Below are 21,412 nucleotides of genomic sequence, written 5' to 3'. Positions count from 1 at the left end.
TTGGTGGGCTGGGTGGATCTCGTAGTTGTCCGGGCAGGACGCCCGTATGGTGCGGCGACACGAGCTCACGGACGCGCAGTGGCGGAAGATCGAACCTCTCCTGCCCGGTAACGGCAAGCCGGGCGGGCAGTGGGCGGATCACCGCAAGGTGATCAACGGGGTGTTGTTCCGGGCCCGGACCGGGGTGCCCTGGCCTGACCTGCCAGAACGGTACGGCCCCTGGCAGACCGTCTATGAGCGTCATCGTCGCTGGTCGGCCGACGGCACCTGGAAGGCTGTCCTGCGCGAGTTACAGATCGAGGCGGACGCCGCAGACCCGGACGGGGCGCTTGCCCGCAAGGCGGACCGGCGGGAATGGGCCGTGAACATCGACTCGACGTCCTGCCGGGCGCATCAGCACGCGGCCGGGGCGCCTCGCAAGCCCCCGGCCGACTACCCGCAAAAGGGGGCGGGACCCGTGAGGAAGCGGATGGGCGCGAGGCGTTGGGGCGCTCACGGGGCGGGCTGACCAGCAAGGTTCATCTGCTGTCCGACGACCGGGCCCGCCCGCTGCACTGGCTGACCTCGCCCGGTCAGCGAGGTGACAGCCCGATGTTCGCCCCGGTGCTGGACGGCTTGCGCATCCGGCGCCGCGGCACGGGCCGACCACGCAGCCGACCGGACCGGGTGCGCGGCGACAAGGCGTACTCCAGCCGGGACAACCGCGCCTACCTGCGGCGGCGCGGGATCAAGGCCACCATCGCTCAGCCCGATGACCAGCGGGCCCACCGCAAGCACCGGGGACAGGCCGGTGGCCGGCCCCCGGCCTTCGACAAAGCCCAGTACCGCCGTCGCAACGCGGTCGAGCGGTGCGTGAACAAGTGGAAGCAGTTCCGCGCGGTGGCCACCCGCTACGACAAACGCGACTACATCTTCAACGGCACCCTGACCGTCACCGCCATCGTCATCTGGCTCCGCGACACCGTCCAAGAGCCACCAGAAGCCCCCTAGCCGGGACCGGGGGACGAGCTTGGCGGCGGCTTCGGCTGCCGCCTTGTCCACTTTGGGGAGCAGGCTGGTGTATGTGTCCGAGGTCAGAGTGATCGTGGAGTGCCGCAGCGTCTCCTTGACCGTATGGAGGCCTCCGCCTCCGCCGTGGGGCAGCGTGGCGGCGACGTGGCGCAGATCCCGCAGGGTGATGGGCGGCAGGTTCGTGTGCGCAAGGATGCGGCGGAAGGTCTCTGAGACCGTCTCGGGGTGGAGCCAGGCTCCGTCCTCCTGCGTGAATATCTTGCCGGTGTCTTTCCAAGCCGCTCCCCAGCGTTCCTTCTCTTTGAGCTGACGCTCTCGGTGTTCGCGCAGGGCGGCCACGTTCAGGCTGTCGAGAGCGATGGTGCTGGCGCTGCCATCGGTCTTGGGGGCCGACTCATAGGGGTCCCAGCCGTCGACCACGATCTCCTTGGAGGGTGTGATCAGCCCGGCGGCCAGGTCGACGTCGGCCCAGCCCTGGCCGACTGCCTCACCGCGTCGTAGGCCACGGGTGCCGGAGAGGTGGAAGAAGGCATACAGCCGATCGCCCTCGGCGGCATCGAGGAAGGCGCCGAACTGTGCGGGCGTCCAGACCATGACCGGGCCGGGGACCTTGCCCGTCTCGCGCCAGCGCTGTTCCCGCTCCGCTGTCCACAGCAGGGGGCCGCTTACAGGGGGGGGGCGAGCGGTGCGTGGACGAGAGTCAGGGGTGTTCAGCCGTCCACACGAGGGTGGCGACAGTCGCGGCGCACGACAGCGCGTAGAGCGCGACGGCTATGCGCTGCCGCGTCGCGGTGCCTCCTCCGTCTCGACGTCTGACGGGGTGGGGTGCGCGGTCCCGGCCTGGAGACGGGGCGGTAACCCGGGCGGTACCACCCACGCGACCGTGTCCGGTGGCTTTTGGGCGCGGAGGGTGGCGCCGGGCGTACGGACCAGCAGCCTCGGTTTCCGTACCTCACTCACTCCGCGGCCCTCTGGTGCTTGGCATCGTCGGGCGCGTCCGCCGCAGCGGCGTAACGGGAAAGGGTCTCCAGCGACTTGGCGAGCAGGCGAAGCTCTGCGGCGGGATCGCGAAACTCGGTTCTGGTGCTGAGGCGGCGGGCGTAGCGCACGGTGTCCGTGGCGATGTCGCGTGCGCGTCCGTCCGGCATCGCCTCCGCGTAGCGGGCGGCGGGTTCGATGACGTGCCTGATGCGGCTGCGGAGGCGTGTGCGGAGCTGGTTGGCGGGCTCGCCTGTGGGGCGGTGCTCGGCAAGGATCAGTGCGGACGCCACGTCCTGGATCGGCGACGTCGTCATGGCCGCCTGCCTCGGGGATGCGGGGCCAGGTCCGGTCGTGTCTGGCCGGTGGGCGCGGTTGCGTTTGTGGTCGTGCTGGTCATGGCGGAGGAACTCCCTGCTCTATTGAGGGTGTTCGGGCTGCGAGGTTCGGTAACGATGAGTAAGAGAGTCGCGGCGGCCGGGGCGCATCTCTACCGCCATCGGACCGTCAGGTTCCGCATCGGCGAGTGACGGGTGGCGTCATCGGCCCGTCATCGGACCGTCAAGTTCGGCTGGATCAGCAGGAATGACGGGTTCCGGGGCTGCGAGAGCTCTAGCGTCTGTACCAGCGCACCGCGACGGGTTGGGGGTCACCATGCGGACACTGCTCCACCAGATCATCACCCAACGCAATTGGCAGTACCCGACGTTCCGGGGCCGGTTCGAGAAAGCCGCGAGAGAGCTGGCCGAGATCGAGGGCGTACCTCATCTCGCCACTCTCGCCCCGTCCGAACGCACCTATGAACGCTGGTATCTGGGCGAGACCAAACCGGTCCCGGACGCCCGCCGAATCCTGGCCCACCTCTTCGACCGCCCTGTCGACGAACTCCTGGCGCCACCGGGGCCGCACCCGCTGCCGGTCACCGCACACGCCCAGCGAACACCGCCGGACGAGAACCTCGCCCTCGGGGCGGCAAGCGGTGCGCCGCACAGCACGACCACGTACGAGATGGGAAGGCAGGCAGCCATGGCGGCTAACAGGGCACTGCGGTTCGCGGTGACAGCGGAATCCACGTCGGTCGGGGCGGAGACCCTCGACCACATCAGGGACGAGGTGACCAGAATCGCCGCCGCGTACCCCCGCGTCGCCCTCCACGACATCCTCGCCGACCTCATCGAGATCCAGGACCTCGTCTTCCGCCTCCTCGAATCCGACCGCCCCACTCCAGCCCAGGCCGTCGACCTGCACCTGTGGGCCTCCATGACCTCCGGCATGCTCGCCAAGGCGTCCCACGACCTGTCCGACCCCAAGTCCGCCATGACTCAGGCCCGCGCCGCCTACGTCTGCGCCGACCAGGCCGGGCACAACGGCATGCGCGCCTGGGTCCGCGGCCTGCAGTCCCTCATCGCCTACTGGGCCGGTCGCCCCGACGACGCGGCCACCTACGCCGCACGCGGCGCCGCCCTGCTCGCAGCCCCGTCGGGAACGGTCGCCGTCTGGCTCGCCGCCCAGGAGGCCCGCGCCCACGCCGTCCTCGGCGATGCCGACGGAGTGCGCACCGCCCTGCTACAAGCGACCGACGCCCGCGACGCCACCGTCCGCGACGACCTCGACGCCATCGGCGGCATCCTCACCTTCCCCCGGCCCCGCCAGGCGTACTACACCGCCGAGGCCCGTGTCCTCCTCGGCGACACCACCCGGGACACCGAACGCGCGGCCGAGGAAGCCGTCCACGCCTACGCCACCGCCCCCGCCGACGAATGGGCCTTCGGCGACCAGGCCGGCGCCCACACCAACCTCGCCCTTGCCCGCATCGCCCGCTCAGACCTCGACGGCGCCGCCGACGCGGTCGGCCCAGTCCTCGACCTGCCGCCCGCCCAGCACAACCACGGCGTCATGGTCTCCGCCCAACGCGTCCACGCGGCCCTGTCCACCGGCCCCCTGCGCAACGCGGCCCAGACCAAGGACCTGCGGGCCGAGCTGGAACTCTTCACCGCCACCCCCACCCCGGCCCTGCCCCGGTAGGGTCCGAAACCATGTACCCGGTCGAGCACACCAGCCCGCGCCTGCTCCTGCGGGAAATCACCATCGACGACGTAGACGCGGTGCACGCCATCTACGGCAACCCCGAGGCCACCGAACACCTCTCCTTCGAGCCCCGCACCCGCGACCAGGTCGGCCAGATCATCGCCCGCTCCATGACCACCGCCACAGCCACGCCCCGCGACGAGTACTGCCTCGCCGTCGTCGAACGCGACACCGACCACCTGATCGGCTACGCCCGCCTCGCCCTCGACCCCCACCAACCCCAGGCCGCCACCATGGGCCTCGCCCTACACCCCGCCGCCTGGGGCGTCGGCTACGGCACCGAAACCGTCCGCGCCGTGTGCGCCGTCGCCTTCGACACCCTCGACCTCCACCGTGTGTGGGCCGCCCGCGCCCCGCTCAACACCGCCTCCCACAAGACCCTGCTCCGCGCGGGCATGACCGAGGAAGGGCGCATCCGCCAACACGTCCACGTACGCGGCACCTGGCGCGACTCCATCACCTACTCGACCCTCGACGTGGAGTGGGAAGCGGGCCAGCAGAAAGTCGTTCCATGAGGTGAGTCTCGGAAGTGCCGAAGACGGTGACAACCGGGTCTGAACGTGCAGGAATTCATCAAAATCCGGGTCCATCAGCCCTGGCCGTCCACTCTGGTGATCCGCTTGACTATCGGGCGGGACGCGTAGGTGGCCCAGCGTTGCTACGGCGGCGACAGGCGCGGCGGCCATGGAGGGGTTCGGCAGATCGATCAAGCGGGCGACGATCAATGCCGCGATGAAGACCGCGACGGTCGCCGCGCTACTGGCTCCGGCCGACTGGGTGGAGTTCGGCTTCGTACGGGACGCCGTCGGTACCAGCGACTCAGCCTTGTCTAAGCAGGTCGCCGCTTTGGCGGACGCCGGCTATGTCGAGGTATGCAAAACACGGAACCGCACGGGCTGCCACACCCACCTTAGGCTCACCGCACACGGGCGGTAGGCGTTTCAGCGGCACGCCTCGGCCCTGGAGAGGATCGTGGCGGCGGCGCGCGAGCCACATGCGTGAGCAGCCGAGGGTTGCGTGACGGGGTGACGGTCAGGGCGGGACGAGGGCGAGGCCGGTCTCGGCGACGAATCCGTTGAGGAGGTCGTGGCGGTATTGGCCGGTGTAGTCGGGACCAGTACATCTGTAGGGCCTTGGGCTGATCGCTCTCGGCGGGCGTCGGCGGGTGCGTTACCGGCAAGTGGGCTGCAGTCAGGGGGCTTAGGGGCGCGCGCCTAGGGCGTTCGCCGCGTGTGGGCAGCACGTCAGAAGCTGCGGTCAGTGGGCGAACTGCAGTGGGGTCCGCAACGATTGCCGGCCTTTGCTCCTATGACGCAACGAATCATCACTCCACTGAAATGATCACGTATTACGGAGGCGACGTGCCTCTGCATAGGATTTGGCGTCGTACGTGGAGTGGCGTGGACCGCTGGCTCAGCGGTCCGTGGTGGTGAACGTGCATGACACCGCCCCCCACGGGTTTCCTGATCCGGGCTGTCGGCACCGCCGCCAAGCCATCGCGAGCAAGGAGCCACCTCTGATGCTGGAACACGACACTCCGCCACCAGCCGTCAAGCGGAATGGACATCTCCAACCACCCTCGCTCGGTGTGCGGTTGATGCAGCGCAAGCCGGTCGAGCGATTGATCGCCGAGAGCAGTCACGGCGAAGGCGGCTCGCTGCGCCGGTCGCTTGGTATGTGGCAGCTGACCATGATCAGCGTTGGGGCCACACTGGGTACCGGGATCTTCGTTGTGCTCGGCGAGGCCGTCCCCGAGGCGGGGCCCGCCATCATCGTCTCCTTCGTCATCGCCGGTGTGACGGCTCTTTTCTCTGCACTGTCCTATGCCGAACTGGCCGGTGCGGTCCCGGTGTCGGGATCCTCCTACTCCTATACGTACGCGACGATGGGCGAGCTCGTCGCCTGGGTCTGCGGCTGGTGCCTGCTGCTGGAGTACGGGGTGTCGGTCGCGGCCGTAGCCGTGGGCTGGGGCGAGTACCTCAATGAACTGCTGGACGGGACGATCGGTGTCACGATCCCCGACGCGCTGTCCGCACCGCCGGGGGACGGTGGGATAGTCAACCTTCCCGCTCTCCTCGTCGTGCTGCTCGCGATGGTGCTCCTGCTCGGTGGCGTGAGGGAGAGCGCACGCGCCAACACCATCATGGTCATCATCAAGATCGCAGCGCTGGTGATGTTCTGTGTCGTGGCCTACAAGGGCGTCAGCGCTGGCAACTACACCCCGTTCATGCCTCTGGGAGTAGCAGGGGTCAGCGCCGCCGGGACCACCTTGTTCTTCTCGTACATCGGATTCGATGCCGCCTCCACCGCAGGCGAAGAGGCCAAGAACCCGCGGCGGGACATGCCGCGCGCCATCGTGCTGTCGCTCCTGATCGTGACGGCGCTGTACTGCCTCGTTGCTGCGGTGGCCGTGGGAGCCATGCCGTGGCAAGACTTCGAGGGGTCCGAGGCAGCGCTCGCGGGTGTCATGAAGGACGCCTCCGGCCAGACCTTCTGGGCCGTACTGCTGTCCGCTGGTGCGGTGGTCGCGATCGCCAGCGTGGTGCTCACTGTCCTCTACGGCCAGACCCGGATCCTCTTTGCCATGTCCAGGGACGGCCTGGTGCCGAAGGTCTTCTCCAGGGTCCACCCGCGCACCGGAGCGCTGCGTGCGAACACCATCATTGTCTCGCTGTTCTGCGGCACCCTCGCCTCCGTGGTCCCGCTGGGGCAGCTGGCCGACGCGACCAGCATCGGCACGCTCTGTGCCTTCGCCTTGGTCAATGTCGCGGTCATCGTGCTGCGGCGGACCCGTCCCGACATGCCGCGAACCTTTCGCACCCCCCTGTTCCCCCTGTTCCCCGCTGTCGGTTTCGTTCTGTGCGTGTGGCGTATGGTCGACCTGGACACGGCGACCTGGACCGTCTTCGGAATCTGGATGTTGGTGGGCCTCGTGCTCTACTTCAGCTACGGCCTGCGCCGGTCCCAGCTCACCAACCTCACGAAGTGACACCGCTGATGCACATGCTGAACCCTCTGGACGAGGCCATAGTCCGGGCTCTTGCCGAGGACGGACGTCGGTCCTATGCCGAGATCGGTGCGGAAATCGGCCGCTCCGCGCCAGCAGTGAAGCGTCGGGTGGACCGACTGCGCGAGCGGGGCATTATCGATGGCTTCACCGTCCGTATGAACCCCGAGCTCCTCGGGTGGAAGACGGAGGGCCTCATCGAGTTGTTCTGCCGCCGCAGCACTACGCCGGAGGTCATCCACTGTGCGCTCACGCGCTACCCGGAGGTGGCGACAGCCTCTACGGTCACTGGTGACGTGGACGCTATCGTCCAGGTATTCGCGGCGGACACTAGGCACTTCGAGCAGATCCTGGAACGCATTGCTAGCGAACCATTCGTCGAGCGAACCCGGTCCGCGCTCGTTCTCTCGCCGCTCCTGCGCCGTTCTGATCCGACGTTCCTTACCTAACCCCACCCTCAGGACCACACCGAGTATTGCCATTATCCCGCAGGGGCCACATCCGTGGCCCCTGCGGGATTTTCTATATGCGCCACACCTACCCATGATGGGAAGCGGAATACTTCATTCCTGAACTTTATTTCACTCCAGTGACCTCCGCCACCAAGGTAACTGAGGCCCTTTCATATCTAGTATGATCATGAAGAGCTCGCATCACGGGGTGCGAGCCTGGGCTTGACCACCCAACATGTTTCACCTTTCTATGGGGGTTTTCGTGCGTCGAATCAAAATCGCGACTGCTGGGGTGGCTGTCGGACTGACCGCCGGCATCGTTTTCGCTTCTTCTGCCTCCGCTGATTCGCTTTCTTCCGCACCGAAGAAGGAGACGACCGCTGTCGCATTCGAGGAGGCTGCGGCTAAGCCGGACAAGGCCGAGGATGAGCTGCAGCCGATGCGCTGGGCTTCGCTAGCAAAGAAGGCAGCGGGGTCCTTTGCCGGTTCAGCTGCATGGGACTACGTCAAGGCCAACGGCCACAAGGATGCGGCTCGACTTGCTAAGAACCGCAAGGGGGCGTTCATTCGGGGCGGCGTGGGTGCCGAATCACCGAATGCTGTAGACCTGTCGCGCTCGTTCGACTGACTACAGTAATTTCCCACGGGTGGCGGGCGCTCAGAAATGGGTGCCCGCCATGACAAGAAGATGAGCACCGAGTGACAGAAAAACCTGTGGGTCATCCCCTTTCGGGCTGGAGTAGAGGGAGACGTTCCGCTCTGGTCGCGGCCAGTGTTCTAACGGCAGCTGCCACGCTATTTCATTTCGGCATGACTGCCCTGTATAACACCCCGTTCAACCCCGTTCGCGAGAAATATGACGAACAGATCCACTCTTATATGTCGCCCTACTTCGGGCAGGACTGGCATCTTTTCGCGCCCGAGCCGGTAGCGGAGGATTCTGGAATCCTTGTCCGCGCCCAGAAGGTTCGCGCCGACGGGTCGCTGGTGACTACAAAGTGGGCGGACGTCACCACACCCCACATCAGTAAGCTCCAGCAACAGAGGTTCTGGCCCTCCCGCGTGCAGCGACTGCCCACCGGCGTACGTCAGCAGCTCGATTCCTGGCGGGACCCCCAGCTTGAAGAGCTCCGCGCCAAGAACCTGTTGCCCGACCCCCGGCCGGACAGCCCCGAGTCTAAGAAGCACAAGAAACTGAACCCGCCCCTGACCCCGGCCGAACACGATGCGCGCGCCACCGCGCTTCGCTACGCGCAGGCCCTCGCCAGCGCGGAGGCAACCCAGCTATGGGGCAACGACATCCGGTCCATTCAGGTACGCGTCGTCTCGAACGAGTTTCCGCGATTCTCCGAGCGGTACACCCGTGACAGCAAAGGCAAGATCTCGTACTACGACCTTGACTGGATGAAGCCGTTGAAGGTCACAGGATGACCAAAGACAGCCTGCGAATGAATGCTAATTCTGCAGCAAATCGGATGCGAGCTTCTTTCTACACCCGGATCGATGACCTGAGCTTGCGGCGCCGCTCGCTCATCGGGTCCGCACTCGCACGAATCATTCTCGGCGCACTGGGCCTGTATTACTACCTGCGCGACTACACGGAACGCTCCTACCTCTGGGGGCCGGATGGTGTGTGGCCTTGGCAGAACTTCACCGGCCCCGCTGCCGGTGATGGTTTCTCACTGTACAGCGTGAGCAGATCTAATACGTGGTTCGAGCTGATCTTCCACCTCGGGGCCCTGGCTGCACTGCTTTTCATGCTGGGCTGGAAGACGCGAATCATGACGGTTCTGCATTACGTCTTCCTGTGGTCGCTCCAGCAGAGAAATCCCGTCCTCCTTGATGGCGGAGACAATGTTACCGTCATCGTTCTCATATTCTTCGTTTTCATCAATTCGGGCGCCCGTTTCTCTCTGGATGCGCGAAATGAGGAACGGGAGGGTAAGGATGCCGAGCAGTCGCTTCGTTTCCGGGTGGGTTCACTTCTGCACAACGCAGGCGTAGTCGCGGTGATCCTCCAGGTGTGCACCGTGTACCTGGTCTCGGGGATGTACAAGGTGCAGGGCGAGCGCTGGCAGAACGGATCGGCCCTTTATTACATCCTGCGAGTGAATGAGTTCGGATGGCCCGGAATTAACCGGCTCATCTACGAGAGTGCAACCCTCGTGACGCTGATCACGTACGGGACAGTTTTCTTCCAGCTCGCGTTCACCTTCCTCTTGTTGAGCAGGAAATGGCGCGTCTTCGCCGTAGCAGGCGGAATTCTCATGCACCTGGGAATCGCCGTCCATATGGCCGGACTGATTTCCTTCTCTCTCACGATTGTGGCGCTGGAACTGGTCATCATGGGAGACGCCCACTACCGCTCGCTCAGCAGAACGGTGCGAAGGCTGACCGGCCAACGGCCCAGGGAGCACAACGTCGCAGCCGAGCAAGGAAAACGCCCCGACACCGTAGTGGACGCCCCGGGGCTTGAGGGCAACGCCCCGCCGGCCCATCGTGACCCCGTGCTGACCAGGACGTAAAGCACAGGCTCTCAGACAGGCATCCGATTCAAGGACGGAGACCGTGCGTTCGACTCCGGCACATCAGAACCGCAGGAAGCGGAGTGCGACGGTGCTGTGCCTCGTGCTGCTGGTCGTATCTGTTGGTGTGGGGGCCTACGCGGCCCCCACACCGCCCCGCCTCTCAACAGCGACTACCGGTGACGCCGACCTCGCAGCGCAAGTACGCGAAGCCGCAGGCGACGGAAAGGGCTACCGGGGGATCTCCGTCGCTTTGGTGGACCACAGTTCGCTACGGCTTGCTGGAGTCGGCGATTCGGGCAACCCCGCACGCAGCCGGGTCGACGGAACCACCGTGTTCGAGGCGGGCAGCATCGGCAAGCCCATGACGGGGATGCTCCTCGCCACGCTCGCGGACCGAAAGCTCCTCGAGCTCCAAGCCCCCCTGGATCAGCTTCTCCCCGACGTGCGCTTCTCTGACCCCACGATCGCCGAGGCCACCTTGGAGGATCTGGCAACTCACCGTGCAGGGCTGGAGAAATTGCCCTCCACGCTGACCATGAAGGCGCGGGACATGCGCCTGCGTCTGTTGGGCCAGGACCCCTACAGCGGCCTGAACGAAGACGACGTGCTCGCCGCCGCGCAGTCCGCGACCGCGATCAGCCCCGGCCAGTACAGCTACTCCAATCTGGGTATGGCCCTTGCCGGGTACACAGTTGCGCGTACCACCGGTCGTTCCTACAGCGAACTCCTGCACCAGTACCTCTTTAACCCGCTGGGCATGCGCGATTCACGGATCATGGACAGCGGCCTGCCCTTCCCTGAGAAGGTCGCTCATGGACAGCAAGCGACAGGACCCGCGACACAGCACTGGTTGGCCTCTGGCTACACCCCTGCGGGCGACATCTGGACGACGAGCCAGGACCTTGGGCGATTCCTCCGTGCTGTGATCCAAGGAACAGCCCCCGGGGCACGTGCCGCCGAGCCGACTCACGACGCCGGCTTTGAAGCGCGAACAGGACTGGGCTGGTTCACGAGTACCGTGGGCGGCCGCGATATCACCTGGCAGAACGGAGCGACCGGCGGCTTCACCTCATACATCGCATTCGACCGCGACAGCCGACGAGGCGTAGTCGTCTTGGCCAACACCGACCGTTCGGTCGACACCATTGGGCGACAACTGCTTGGCCTGCCCGCAGATCGTTCCGACAAGGACGCCATTTGGGCCCTCGGCACAGGCGCGGGCCTCGTGGGCGCCACCCTTCCCGCCCTCGTCGTCGGCTTGCGGCAGCGCACCGGCAGCGCCGGCCCTGCACTCCTGACGATCGACTTGACCTTCGGCGTCGTCATCCTGGCCCTGACGTGGCGCCTCGGCGACTGGCTGACCCTGCCCCCCGCGCTCTGGACGCTCAGTGCCGGGCTACTGGCACTTGGACTCCTCCTTGGCGCCACCAGGCGCGACACCCGGGTTGCAGGCGCAGAGCGCGCACCGGCAAGGGTGATCGCCCGTACCGCCGGGCGGGCAGTGATCATCCGCACTGGCCTTCTAGCTGCGCTGTTCACCACACTCCTGTGAGCACCTGGGTATCACCCGCTGGACCACTCCTCAGAAATGAGCACATCATGCTTGACCAGCCGATCCTGCTGTTCGACGGTGACTGCGGCTTCTGCTCCAGAATGATCGAGTTCGCACAACGCGTAGTGCAGCCCCAAGCGCAGTTTGTCCCTTGGCAGTTCGCCGATCTCCCTGCCTTGAGAGTCACTGCGGAGCAGGCCGACCGCGAGGTGCTGTGGATCAGTCCCGCCGCCGACAGAGTCCATGGAGGAGCGCAAGGCATCGCACGCATGCTCATACGTGGACGACGCCCATGGCGATACCTTGGGCTCATACTTAAGGTTCCGCCGGTCAGCTGGGCGGCACACGGTGTGTATCGCGTAGTCGCGAACAACCGGCACCGTCTGCCCGGTGGCACAACAGCTTGCGCGCTACCGGCACATCAGCGGGGTGCGAACGCCATGCACTGACCGCTGTGCGGCCTGTTGCCGAGCCGCCGGGATAGGCCAGCCGTTCCAGCCATGCCCAGCCCATCGTCCGGCTCACCACTCCTCGCTATCACCGTACTTCCCCGGATTCTGCGCTCGTTTCACAGCCTGTGCGCAAGCCTCGGCGAGCGCCGCCTCCACAGCCGCCCTGTGCGTGCTGCGCACCTGGACCTCGATCGCGAGCCGCTGGACATGCTGTAGCCAGTCTCTGCCCCCGGCCGCTCACCCCGGCGGGAGCCGTGGCGCGGCGGTTGAGTGCCACACGCGCTGCTGCTTCTTCCGATCAGGCTCCCCACCCCAGCCCCCTTTTCTCCCGGCCTCAGTTTTGGCCTCGCTCACCCCCATCCAGAGCTGTCCGAAACCTTCACCGTCACCCGCTCCACCGCAGCTCAGAGTGTCCCTGTCCGGCACCGGCGCCCCGGATGGCTATGTGGAAAGCGTGTTGGAAGCAACCTCGCACGAGGTCGACCGCTATTGCGAACTCATGCGTGAGCGATGCGTGAGCGGACGGTGCCCCAGGCCCCGTCACCGCATGGATCAAGCAGCACCCCGCACCCACTCTGACCAGGCACCCCCGGACAGAGAAGGACCGCCCGGACCCACCCGGACGGTCCCCTCCAGGACTTTTAATCCATTGGTTGTGGGTTCGAGTCCCACACGGCCTACCGCGAGCAGGGAGGGAAAACCCCCTCTGACCTGCTACGCAGCGTCCGGGTCCGCTTCGGTGGGCTCGGACGCTACTTCGTTTCTGGGCCGGTGCGTGAGCGGACGAGCCATCAGCAGGGCCCTCGTCAGCGGATTTCCGGGCACCGGTCCGACGGGCTCGGGGCGCGACTGAGCGCGGCCGCGGTGTCAGGCTTCCGTGTGAGGTTGAGGCGTGTTGAACGTCGGGGTCGGTTGTCGGTGCCCTGCGGAAGAATCCGGGGCAGCCAAGCTGGCCCCGGACGTCGTCTTGATGGACCTCCAGCTCGGCAGCGGGATCGACGGGGTCGAGGCCACCCGCCGTATCTCTGGCACCGGCGTTCATCAGCGGGCCACGGTGAAGATCCATCTGGGGCGGATCTACGACAAGTTGGGCGTGGACACGCGGGCGGTGGCTGTGGCGAAGGAGCAGCGGCTGCTGCCGTGAGGGTTTGAGAGCTCAGAGGGCCACCGCGTACAGGGTGGGGCGCACTCCATTCAGGTCGTCGGCGGCGGTGAAGTAGACCGTGGCATCGGCGATGACGGGAGGTACCTGGATCCGGTACTGGTTGCCCTGATCCTTGCCACGGGTGTCGAAGACCCAGCGCTGACGGCCGGTGGCGGCATCGACCGCGTACACCTTGCCCTGTTTGCCGCCGAGGCAGACCGTGCCGTCACCGATGGACGGGGCGCCCTGCGCGTCGCCGTTGAGGGGGAAGCTCCAGCGCCGCTTTCCGCTAGCGCCGTCGATGGCGTACAGGCTGTCGCCGTCGCGCACGTAGACGGCGCCGTTGGCGGCGACGGGCATGGAGAACCCTTTGACGGGGGGATAGGTCCAGCGGCGCTTTCCGCTGGTGGCGTCGAGGGCGTACAGCAGGGCGTCCTTGGTCACATAGGCGGTGTCGTCCGCGACCGCCACGGGCCCAGGCACCGGGGTCTTGCCCTTCGACGGGTGGATCCAGCGTTCCCGGCCGGTGGCGGCGTCGACGGCGTACAGCTCGCCCTCGCCGCCACCGATGTAGACGATGCCGGCGGAGATCACCGGGGCGGGCGTGAAGCCGCCGAACCCGTTCTTGGAATAGCGGTAGAGCCAGCGCCGCCGCCCGGTCTCAGCGTCGACGGCATACAGCCTGCCTTTGGTGCTGCCGATGTAGACGGTTCCGTCGGCGACCGTCGGGGACGAGTTCAGCCCCTCGTCGGGGAGTGGGAAGGTCCAGCGCTGCTTCCCGCTGGTGGCGTCGACGGCGCGCAGCGCGCTGCGACCAACCACGTAGACGGTTCCGTCGGCGACCGCCGGGGACGTTTTGAGCCCCTCGTCGGGGAGTGGGAAGGTCCAGCGCTGCTCTCCGCTGGAGGCGTCGAGGGCGCGGAGGGAAGGCTCCTCGGAGCTGCTGCTGCCCATATGGGCTATGTAGACGGTGCCGTCGGCGACCGACGCGGCGGACGGCGCAGCGAACTTCGGGATGGACCAGCGCAGGGTGCCGCTCTTTGCGTTGCTGCCGGAAGAACCACCGGACGAGCCGTTGCCGCCGGAGCCCTGGCCCCACGAGTCGCCGGAGGACTCGCCGCCGGTGCCGCTGCCGGAGTCGTCGATGAGCTTCCAGCCGGTGAAGCCGATGCCGGCGGTGCCCAGGGCGGCCGCGGCGATCAGGAGTTGGCGGCGGGTGCGGCCGGGGGCGCCGTCGGCCTGAGGCGCCTTCGCGGACATTGCCGGGGGCACCGCCAGAGGCGGAGTGGCTGGTACCAGAGGCGCGGAGGCCGACTCCGGGGCCGGAGTCGGACTCGGTGTCGCGAGGGCGGTCGGCGGGTGGGCCGGGCCCGGTTCGGATGCCCTGCCGGTTCGCGTGGGGGCGTGGTGGGCGGCCTGGTCGGCGCCGGAACCTGCCTCCACTCCCGGCTGCTCCGGAAGCTGCGCGGCTCCGCCTCGACCATGCTCCTGGAGCGCCTGCGCCACCGCCAGCGGCAGCCAGCCGTGCTCGGAGTGCGGCTGGGGCGCCTCCCGTCCCTCGTCCCGCAGCGTCTGGGCCAGCTCCTCCAGCAGATCGGCCACGGCGGGCCGCTCCCCCGGGCCCTTGGCCAGGCATCGCGCTACCACCGCGCCGAGCGCCGGAGGCAGGGCGCTCAGGTCGGGCTGCTCATGGACGATGCGGTAATGCAGGGCGTGCGGCGCGCCGATGCCGAACGGGCCCGAGCCGGTCGCGGCGTAGGTCAGCACCGCACCCAGCGAAAACACATCGCTCGCCGGACCGACCTGCCCGCCCGACGCCAGCTGCTCCGGGGACATGAACCCGGGGGTCCCGATGACCATGCCGGTCTGGGTGAGCACGCTCGCCTCGTCCGTCATCGAGATCCCGAAGTCGATCACTCGCGGGCCGTCCGATGCCAGCAGTACGTTCGACGGCTTGAGATCCCGGTGGACGACCCCGGCGTCATGGATCGCCTCCAGCGCCTCGGCCAGCCCCGCGCCCAGCGCCAGTACGGCAGGCTCGGGCCACGCGCCATGCTTCGCTATCGCCTCGCCCAGCGACATCCCCGGTACGTACTCGGTGGCCAGCCACGCGGGAGTCCCCTCCAGGTCGGCATCGACCACCGAGGCTGTGAAGACGCCGGTGACGCGGCGGGCGGTGGCCACCTCGCGGGCGAACTGCTGCCGGAACCCGGTGTCCTCGGCGAGCTCCGCGCGCACCACCTTCACCGCGAGCGACCGGCCGCCGGGCGTACGTGCCAGAAAGACCCGGCCCATACCGCCCGCACCGAGCCGGGCCACGATCCGGTACCGGCCCACCTGACGCGGATCCCCCGACTCCAGCTCTGCGAACACCGTCACGCCCTCCGCTCGGTATCCCGCCAAGATCGGAACAGGCGCGGGAAACTGCACGATACCCAGGGACGCCAGGTGACCGCGTAGGCAAGACCGGCCAGCGGATAGGCGTGGATGAGCCGGAGCCGGGTCTCCTTCTACGGCTGGACGGGCAGGCGGTCGGGGCGCAGCGCGGCGAGGTAGTGCCCCAGCGCATCGCGGGAGCGGCCGGACAGCGGCAGGCGGACCTCGTGCGCGGCGGCGGCGTTCACGGCGGGCCGCTGCCACACCCCGGCGGGGCCGCTCAGCAAGCCCTCAACGCTTCAAGATCATCCCATGGCCCCCTTTTGGGGCTACCTGGGTCATGCCTCGAACACAGCAAGCACAGTCGTCCAGCTCATGGCCAACTGCCGATCAAGTCGTCAGTCATAGCAAGCATGCCAACCCCGCCTGACGCTGTCCCGCCGCCGCGAATCAACCCGCCCCTTGGTCTACCGTCCGTCGTTGCTGCCACCGGCCGCTGGTGACGATCGGGCCGCTGTCAGTGGCTGCGTCCACAATCAGGCAGATGACTGACCCCAGCACTCACACCCAGCTCCTTGAGACCATCGGCCTGTCCGAAGCTGCCACGTTCACCGTCGTGTCCTGCGCGTACGAGGCCGCTGTGATCCGGCTCTTCGGTGGCGACCCCAGCGAGGCACGTCCTGCCACGCTGGACGACTTCCCCGAGACGGTCGGTGAGGACGTCATATTCGTCTCCCGGTCGGGGCCGACGGTCGTCGTTATCGAGAACAACGGCTTCCAGGGCTCCCGCGAGGAAGTACTGCGGCCGCTGTCCCAACTGGGCCGCACGGCAAGCGCCTACTGGAACGTCAACGCGAACAACGAACTGAGCCTTGCTGAAGACGGCCTCGTCCTCTCGTCCTTGGACATGCTGATGCCCGAGGACCGCTACGGCACTCGTCCCGACGCCTGGCAGCCCCTGCTGCACGGCATCGACTTCGACGCCCCCGGCTGGGGCTCGGCGCTCACCGCCCTCCAGCGCGCCACCGGAGCGCGCCTGGACACCGCGTGGGCGGCCGGACCCCACCAGGCAGTGGACATCGTGCCGGTACGGCGAACCCTGGTACCACAGCACGTCGTCGGCTCACCGCTGCTCGACCAGGAGCCCTTCGCCAGCTACGCGCGCGATCTCGGGCCGGGGCTGCTGCCCGAGCTGCGCCGGTACGCAGCCGAACTGGCGATCGCCCACGCCGGTATACCCGACCATCCACTGGTCATCGCAGCCCTCGCGGCAGAGGGAACACCCACGGCCGCACGGGAACGACTGCGGGACGAACTCACCGCCGCCTACCACGACGGGGTGTACGAAGCTCGCAAACTCACGATCACCGACCCCCAGGACAACCGGCCCAAGTGGCAGCTCCCCTCCCGCCTCGCATCCCGCCGCGCCATCGTCCTCCATGGCCTGGCAGAGACCCTCGACCTGGACCTGCCCAGCGAGACCGGCTACCGACCCGACCCGATGGGCACCTTCGGCGTGGTCATGCAGGGCGGCGAAGGCGACCTCGTCGACCGCTTCTGGCTGCTCCACCACCTCTACGAGGCGGCCCAGGGACAGTGACCCCGACCGCAGCCAACGCGATCGCCGTCCAGCCAAGCCCAGCAGCTATCCGCTCCGACTCTGCAACCGCGGCCTGCATGAACGCGTCACTTGCGGTGACCGAGCCCTGACGCCTCTTTGGAGTGCCTCGTTGCCACCGTCACCTCAGCTTCCGTTGCCGCCGTCGTTGCCCCCGCTGCGTGGGCAGTCCATGGCTGTCTGGGTACGGCGTACGTTCCGCTCGCGCAAGGCGCTGTCGGGCGTTACTCAATGGTTCATCGACTGGGGGATACCGATCGCCTTGGTCGTCGGGTTCGTCTGGGTGTGGGGTGCCAGTCGATCCAAGGAGGGCTGGAGCGGCATCTACAAGGTGTTCACGCTCATCGACGCGCCCGCGCACGTATCGTCCTGGGGTGCGTCGGTACTTGGCTGGCTGCTGGTACCCGCACTGATCGGTGGAGTGGCTGGCCATGTGATCGCGGCCCGGATGCAGCGGGTCAAGGACATCGCTACCAACCACCTCTTCCAACAAAGGAGTCTGGGCCGCCGCCTCAAGTTGCCGGGAAGGATCACCTTTCTTGAGTCACTGCACCTGAAGAGCGCAATCGACCAGGAGTTCCTGGATCGCTATGTAAGGCGGGCGCATCGGGGGGACTGGAAGACGGCACAGGACCACTGGGAGATCCTTGTCCGAGACGTGCTCTGCGCTGTCGAACTTGCTGAACTGGACCGTACCGAGGCCCTCGCCTCAGCCGAGAGCTTCGCCCGCGCGGTGACGTGGATGACCGCGTACCAGGACAAGTGCCTCGTGTGCAGCGCGCGCGCCAACCACCCCTGACCCCGCAGGAAGGACTGTTCTGATGCAGACACGAAGCGCGATGGAGATCGCCCGCGCTGCCCTGCGCGAGATCTTCCCCACCGCTCCTGAGGATGGCCTGGACGAGGGAGCACGCCACCTCACCCGCTGGGGTGTCGAGGGCCACGGGACAATGCTCGGCAGCTCGGAAGCCGCGCTCATGTACATGGACTTGGTCCGTGTATCCCAGGAGAACTACGAATTCGTGCCCGAGGACGTCGCCGTGGCCGCTGAGGTTCGTGGTACTGCGCGGACCTGGCGTGCGCCATCGCGGCCGGACTGACAATGAACTGCCCTGAGTGGTGGGGCAAGAACCCCTCCCCCACGCTGAGCTCGGACGATCCGTATCCGCTGGGGTGGGACCGGGCCGCCAGCGATGGACCCCAGCGCCGTGGGTACTACAGCGGTGACGGTATGACCGAACTGATGCGCTCCAGCGCCAGCATGGAGCAGCTTCGCAAGGACACCCTCGCCGAGTCGGACAGAGGGATGTGCCCATGTGCGGTGCGGTGTCCAGCCGCACGCGCTGGATGGGGGAGTCAGCTGTGCGGATCGGAACGTTGGCGGTCGTGGTCAGGCGCGGCGGGTCCGCCAGAGCCATAGGGCCGTGCCGGTGATCAGGGCGAGGATTCCCAGGCTGGACAGGAGGGCCGGGATCTCTTCGGTCGCGTGGCCCGTGATCAGGTTGATGGTGACGAAGAAGGTGATCGGCACGATGACGGTGAGCAGGACGCCGGTGGTCTTCTGGACGGCGGTCCAGTGCACTGAGGTGCAGAGGAGTACCGCGCCGGTGACGCGGAACAGGAAGCCGAACACGGTGCCGGGGTTGAACGCCGCGTCGGGGCCCATGTCGAAGACCATCGTGAAGGGCAGCGAGAGGGTGAGCATCAGGAGCGGGACCAGGGGGTGTACCTTGCCGCGCCGGACGGGTGCGTGCGCGTCGCTCCGGGTGGGGGTGCCGGTGGGCCCGGGCCCGGTCCCGGTTCCTGTTTCGGCTAGTGCTGTCGCCGCGATCGTGCGGGGGTCTCCCAGCTCCGCGAGGACCTCGGCGATCGTGGTGTCGGGGCGTTCGGCGCGCGTCACTTCGATGTGCTCGGCGAGGTCGGCGACGAGTTCCTGGCGACGGTCGGCGGGGAGCGCTGAGGACTCGCGCTCGACGGCGCTGAGGTAGTCGCGTACGGGGTCGGCGGTGGTCTTCATGCGCGGTCTCCGGGGTGGGGGTGCGGGTGCGGGGTGGTCAGGAAGGCGTCGACGGCGTTACGGAAGCCGGGCCAGACGCGGGTGAACTCGTCGAGCGCGGCCCGGCCGCTGTCGGTCAGCGCGTAGTAGCGGCGGGGCGGGCCGGAGGCGGACTCCTGCCAGGTGGTGGTGACCAGGTCGTCGCGGCGGAGCCGGGAGAGCAACGGGTAGACCGTGCCCTGGCTGGTGGCCAGGGCGCCGGAGTCCTCCAGGGCGTGGAGGAGTTCCACGCCGTAGCGGGGACGGTCCCGCATCAGGGCGAGCACGCAGTACTCCAGGACGCCCTTGCGTAGCTGGGCAGCGGCCCGGGCCTGCTTGGTCGAATCACCTGGTTCCATGTGATGCAAGATACCTGGTGTGGCAAATGGAGGGGGAGGGGGCCCCTTCGCATGGCGTCGTCTGCGGCTCAAGGCGCCGTCTGCGGCGCGGTCCCTCAGGGGCGCGGCGCGGATCACCGAGTGGCGGCGAACGACGCGCGGTAGGCGCGGGGGCTGGTGGAGAGGCGGGTGGTGAAGTGCTGGCGCATGGTGATCTCGCTGCCGAAGCCCGCGCGGCGCGCGACTTCCGGCATGGGCAGGTCGGTGTGTTCCAGGAGCTTCTGGGCGGCTGCGACGCGTTGGTCCAGGAGCCAGCGCAGCGGGGTGCTGCCGGTGGCCGCGGTGAAGTGGCGGGCGAAGGAGCGTGCGGACATCCCGGCCTGTGCGGCGAGGTCGGCGATGGTCAGGGGTTCGTGGAGGTGGCGGAGGGCGTGTTCGCGTACGGACGCCAGGGCGTCGGCGTCGCGGTCCGCGTGCGGGGTGGGGTGCTCGATGAACTGTGCCTGGGTGCCGGTGCGGAACGGCGCGGTGACCATCGAGCGGGCGATGGACGCGGCCGCCTCCGCGCCGTGTGCCGTACGGATCAGGTGCAGGCAGAGGTCGATGCCGGCGGCCGTACCGGCGGACGTCCAGATGTTGTCGTCCTCGATGAAGAGGGCGTCGGGTTCGACGGTGACCTGGGGGTGCTGGGTGCGGAGCAGTTCGGCGAGGTTCCAGTGGGTGACCGCGCGGCGGCCGTCGAGCAGGCCCGCCTGGGCGACGGTGAAGGCGCCACCGCACAGGGCGGCGATGGGGGTGCCCCTGTGGTGTGCGCGGCGCAGGGCGCGGAGTACCGGGTCCGGGGCGGGGGAGCGGTGGTCGTCCAGGCCGGGGACCAGGATCAGGCTGGCGCGGTCCAGCCAAGTCAGGGTGCGGTCGGGGGTGAGGCTGAGGCCGCCGCGCAGGGGGATGGGCGCGGGGTCGGCGGCGACGCGGCGCAGGTCGAAGGCGGGGACGCCGCGGTCGGTGTGGTCGGTGCCCCAGACCTCCGTGATGACGGAGGTGTCGAACGCGCGGATTCCCGGGAAGGCGAGGAGCGCGACGTTCACCTTGTTCACGGTGGCAGTAAACCATCGATCGGTGGCTTTTGTGGGTCTGGGGTGGGGCGGGCTGACGCGGCAGCATCGTGGGCATGGAGATCGCAGGCATGGAGATCGCAGGCATGGAGATCGCAGGCATGGAGATCGCAGCTAACGCGGCACTGGTCGTGGTGGACGTACAACAGGGGTTTGAGGAGCTGGACTTCTGGGGGGTGCGCAACCACCCGGAGGCCGACGGCAACATCGCCTCGCTGATCGACGTATGGCAGGCCACGGGGCGGCCGGTCGTCTTCGCACGGCACGATTCGGACCAGCCCGGATCGCCGCTTGGGGTGGGGCGGCCGGGCAACGGCTTCAAGGAGTACGTCGAGCGGCGGCGCGGGAAGGGGGCCGGGGCGGAGCTGCTGCTGACGAAGCGCGTCAACTCGGCGTTCTACGGGACACCCGATCTGGACGCGTGGTTCAAGGAGGCGGGCATCACGCAGTTCGTCGTGACCGGGATACAGACCAACATGTGCGTGGAGACGACCGCCCGAATGGGCGGAAACCTCGGCTACGACGTCCTGTTCGCGCTGGACGCGACCTATACGTTCGGCCTGGAGGGGCCGTTTGGGTGGCAGCTCACGGCGGATGAGCTGGCCCGGGCGACGGCCGTGTCCCTGCAGGGTGGGGGCTTCGCGCGGGTGGTGCGGACGGAGGAGCTGGTGGCGGCGGCCACCGCGCGTTGAGCGGCTGAGAGCGAGGCGCGGCGTGC

General features: G+C 67.7%; 21 protein-coding genes and 2 pseudogenes. 16 read left to right on the top strand and 7 right to left on the bottom strand.

All coding sequences use genetic code 11. From position 1 onward, the window contains the following. Positions 1–46 precede the first annotated feature (46 nt). Positions 47–990 (top strand): IS5 family transposase gene (locus GCN81_RS27720; RefSeq protein ID WP_407697943.1). Its coding sequence is split into 2 segments (ribosomal slippage): positions 47–475 and positions 478–990, totalling 942 coding nucleotides; the frame shifts between segments, so codons are not numbered across the junction. On the opposite strand, the pseudogene GCN81_RS27715 reads toward GCN81_RS27720, so the two are convergent. Further along, positions 991–1,671: pseudogene (locus GCN81_RS27715) on the bottom strand (tyrosine-type recombinase/integrase); the annotation flags it as partial. It abuts the gene before it with no gap. A gap of 296 nt (positions 1,672–1,967) precedes the next feature. Continuing rightward, positions 1,968–2,306 carry a hypothetical protein gene (locus tag GCN81_RS27710; protein ID WP_156727319.1) on the bottom strand — a complete coding sequence of 113 codons (339 nt, stop codon included), beginning with the start codon at positions 2,304–2,306 and terminating at the stop codon, positions 1,968–1,970. A gap of 337 nt (positions 2,307–2,643) precedes the next feature. Here GCN81_RS27710 and GCN81_RS27705 point away from each other — a divergent pair, with 337 nt between their 5' ends. The 11 genes and pseudogenes from GCN81_RS27705 to GCN81_RS32925 all read left to right on the top strand — a co-directional run. After that, entirely contained in the window at positions 2,644–4,014 is a 1,371-nt protein-coding gene (locus GCN81_RS27705) for a hypothetical protein (protein ID WP_197287807.1), read from the top strand. An 11-nt stretch (positions 4,015–4,025) separates the two neighbouring features. Then, a complete protein-coding gene (locus GCN81_RS27700) occupies positions 4,026–4,592 on the top strand; it encodes a GNAT family N-acetyltransferase (RefSeq protein WP_156727318.1) in 567 nt (188 codons plus the stop codon). A gap of 169 nt (positions 4,593–4,761) precedes the next feature. Then, the gene (locus tag GCN81_RS27695; RefSeq protein WP_231627020.1) at positions 4,762–5,013 is read left to right on the top strand and encodes a transcriptional regulator; all 252 of its coding nucleotides are present in this window, start codon (positions 4,762–4,764) and stop codon (positions 5,011–5,013) included. 583 nt (positions 5,014–5,596) lie between these two features. Further along, entirely contained in the window at positions 5,597–7,066 is a 1,470-nt protein-coding gene (locus GCN81_RS27690; RefSeq protein ID WP_156727317.1) for an amino acid permease, read from the top strand. Positions 7,067–7,080: 14 nt separating this feature from the next. Then, positions 7,081–7,533: an Lrp/AsnC family transcriptional regulator gene (locus tag GCN81_RS27685; protein ID WP_156727416.1), complete on the top strand. Its 453-nt coding sequence runs from the start codon at positions 7,081–7,083 to the stop codon at positions 7,531–7,533. Positions 7,534–7,798: 265 nt separating this feature from the next. After that, positions 7,799–8,164: a hypothetical protein gene (locus GCN81_RS27680; protein WP_156727316.1), complete on the top strand. Its 366-nt coding sequence runs from the start codon at positions 7,799–7,801 to the stop codon at positions 8,162–8,164. Positions 8,165–8,346: 182 nt separating this feature from the next. After that, the gene (locus tag GCN81_RS27675) at positions 8,347–8,967 is read left to right on the top strand and encodes a DUF5819 family protein (protein WP_156727315.1); all 621 of its coding nucleotides are present in this window, start codon (positions 8,347–8,349) and stop codon (positions 8,965–8,967) included. Beyond that, on the top strand, positions 8,964–10,061 hold the full coding sequence (locus tag GCN81_RS27670) for an HTTM domain-containing protein (protein WP_156727314.1): 1,098 nt from the start codon (positions 8,964–8,966) through the stop codon (positions 10,059–10,061). Before GCN81_RS27675 ends, GCN81_RS27670 begins: the two co-directional genes overlap by 4 nt. A 43-nt stretch (positions 10,062–10,104) precedes the next feature. Further along, positions 10,105–11,616 carry a serine hydrolase domain-containing protein gene (locus GCN81_RS27665; protein WP_156727313.1) on the top strand — a complete coding sequence of 504 codons (1,512 nt, stop codon included), beginning with the start codon at positions 10,105–10,107 and terminating at the stop codon, positions 11,614–11,616. Between the two features lie 47 nt (positions 11,617–11,663). After that, a complete protein-coding gene (locus GCN81_RS27660; RefSeq protein ID WP_156727312.1) occupies positions 11,664–12,065 on the top strand; it encodes a thiol-disulfide oxidoreductase DCC family protein in 402 nt (133 codons plus the stop codon). Positions 12,066–13,008: 943 nt separating this feature from the next. Further along, positions 13,009–13,179, top strand: a pseudogene (locus tag GCN81_RS32925) (DNA-binding response regulator); the annotation flags it as partial. A gap of 45 nt (positions 13,180–13,224) precedes the next feature. On the opposite strand, the gene GCN81_RS27650 reads toward GCN81_RS32925, so the two are convergent. Further along, entirely contained in the window at positions 13,225–15,591 is a 2,367-nt protein-coding gene (locus tag GCN81_RS27650; protein WP_156727311.1) for an outer membrane protein assembly factor BamB family protein, read from the bottom strand. A 131-nt stretch (positions 15,592–15,722) separates the two neighbouring features. Continuing rightward, positions 15,723–15,875 (bottom strand): hypothetical protein, encoded by a 153-nt coding sequence (locus tag GCN81_RS27645; RefSeq protein WP_156727310.1) that lies wholly within the window; start codon positions 15,873–15,875, stop codon positions 15,723–15,725. A 257-nt stretch (positions 15,876–16,132) separates the two neighbouring features. On the opposite strand from GCN81_RS27645, the gene GCN81_RS27640 reads away from it, so the two are divergent. The 3 genes from GCN81_RS27640 to GCN81_RS27630 all read left to right on the top strand — a co-directional run bounded on the left by GCN81_RS27640 (position 16,133) and on the right by GCN81_RS27630 (position 18,306). Continuing rightward, positions 16,133–17,188 carry a DUF6461 domain-containing protein gene (locus GCN81_RS27640; protein WP_156727309.1) on the top strand — a complete coding sequence of 352 codons (1,056 nt, stop codon included), beginning with the start codon at positions 16,133–16,135 and terminating at the stop codon, positions 17,186–17,188. 190 nt (positions 17,189–17,378) lie between these two features. Continuing rightward, positions 17,379–18,005, top strand: coding sequence for a DUF6313 family protein (locus GCN81_RS27635; protein WP_231627018.1), 627 nt, complete (start codon positions 17,379–17,381; stop codon positions 18,003–18,005). A 22-nt stretch (positions 18,006–18,027) separates the two neighbouring features. Beyond that, the gene (locus tag GCN81_RS27630) at positions 18,028–18,306 is read left to right on the top strand and encodes a hypothetical protein (RefSeq protein WP_156727308.1); all 279 of its coding nucleotides are present in this window, start codon (positions 18,028–18,030) and stop codon (positions 18,304–18,306) included. Positions 18,307–18,596: 290 nt separating this feature from the next. Here the strand turns inward: GCN81_RS27630 and GCN81_RS27625 are convergent, their stop codons facing one another. The 3 genes from GCN81_RS27625 to GCN81_RS27615 all read right to left on the bottom strand — a co-directional run bounded on the left by GCN81_RS27625 (position 18,597) and on the right by GCN81_RS27615 (position 20,676). Then, positions 18,597–19,223 carry an HAAS signaling domain-containing protein gene (locus GCN81_RS27625; RefSeq protein ID WP_156727307.1) on the bottom strand — a complete coding sequence of 209 codons (627 nt, stop codon included), beginning with the start codon at positions 19,221–19,223 and terminating at the stop codon, positions 18,597–18,599. After that, entirely contained in the window at positions 19,220–19,600 is a 381-nt protein-coding gene (locus GCN81_RS27620) for a PadR family transcriptional regulator (RefSeq protein ID WP_156727306.1), read from the bottom strand. The genes GCN81_RS27625 and GCN81_RS27620 overlap by 4 nt, the downstream gene beginning before the upstream one ends. A 113-nt stretch (positions 19,601–19,713) precedes the next feature. Next, entirely contained in the window at positions 19,714–20,676 is a 963-nt protein-coding gene (locus tag GCN81_RS27615) for a GlxA family transcriptional regulator (protein ID WP_156727305.1), read from the bottom strand. A 119-nt stretch (positions 20,677–20,795) separates the two neighbouring features. On the opposite strand from GCN81_RS27615, the gene GCN81_RS27610 reads away from it, so the two are divergent. Further along, the gene (locus GCN81_RS27610; RefSeq protein WP_156727414.1) at positions 20,796–21,386 is read left to right on the top strand and encodes a cysteine hydrolase family protein; all 591 of its coding nucleotides are present in this window, start codon (positions 20,796–20,798) and stop codon (positions 21,384–21,386) included. Positions 21,387–21,412: the final 26 nt, after the last annotated feature.

Source organism: Streptomyces apocyni (assembly GCF_009739465.1).
Taxonomy (GTDB): Bacteria; Actinomycetota; Actinomycetes; order Streptomycetales; family Streptomycetaceae; genus Streptomyces; species Streptomyces apocyni.
This window is presented reverse-complemented; position numbering and strand designations above follow the sequence as displayed.

Coding starts and splice junctions, on each gene's coding strand:
- GCN81_RS27710 (WP_156727319.1), bottom strand. CDS start 2,306: ATGACGACGTCGCCGATCCAGGACGTGGCGTCCGCACTGATCCTTGCC.
- GCN81_RS27705 (WP_197287807.1), top strand. CDS start 2,644: ATGCGGACACTGCTCCACCAGATCATCACCCAACGCAATTGGCAGTAC.
- GCN81_RS27700 (WP_156727318.1), top strand. CDS start 4,026: ATGTACCCGGTCGAGCACACCAGCCCGCGCCTGCTCCTGCGGGAAATC.
- GCN81_RS27695 (WP_231627020.1), top strand. CDS start 4,762: ATGGAGGGGTTCGGCAGATCGATCAAGCGGGCGACGATCAATGCCGCG.
- GCN81_RS27690 (WP_156727317.1), top strand. CDS start 5,597: ATGCTGGAACACGACACTCCGCCACCAGCCGTCAAGCGGAATGGACAT.
- GCN81_RS27685 (WP_156727416.1), top strand. CDS start 7,081: ATGCTGAACCCTCTGGACGAGGCCATAGTCCGGGCTCTTGCCGAGGAC.
- GCN81_RS27675 (WP_156727315.1), top strand. CDS start 8,347: ATGACTGCCCTGTATAACACCCCGTTCAACCCCGTTCGCGAGAAATAT.
- GCN81_RS27670 (WP_156727314.1), top strand. CDS start 8,964: ATGACCAAAGACAGCCTGCGAATGAATGCTAATTCTGCAGCAAATCGG.
- GCN81_RS27660 (WP_156727312.1), top strand. CDS start 11,664: ATGCTTGACCAGCCGATCCTGCTGTTCGACGGTGACTGCGGCTTCTGC.
- GCN81_RS27640 (WP_156727309.1), top strand. CDS start 16,133: ATGACTGACCCCAGCACTCACACCCAGCTCCTTGAGACCATCGGCCTG.
- GCN81_RS27635 (WP_231627018.1), top strand. CDS start 17,379: ATGGCTGTCTGGGTACGGCGTACGTTCCGCTCGCGCAAGGCGCTGTCG.
- GCN81_RS27630 (WP_156727308.1), top strand. CDS start 18,028: ATGCAGACACGAAGCGCGATGGAGATCGCCCGCGCTGCCCTGCGCGAG.
- GCN81_RS27625 (WP_156727307.1), bottom strand. CDS start 19,223: ATGAAGACCACCGCCGACCCCGTACGCGACTACCTCAGCGCCGTCGAG.
- GCN81_RS27620 (WP_156727306.1), bottom strand. CDS start 19,600: ATGGAACCAGGTGATTCGACCAAGCAGGCCCGGGCCGCTGCCCAGCTA.
- GCN81_RS27610 (WP_156727414.1), top strand. CDS start 20,796: ATGGAGATCGCAGCTAACGCGGCACTGGTCGTGGTGGACGTACAACAG.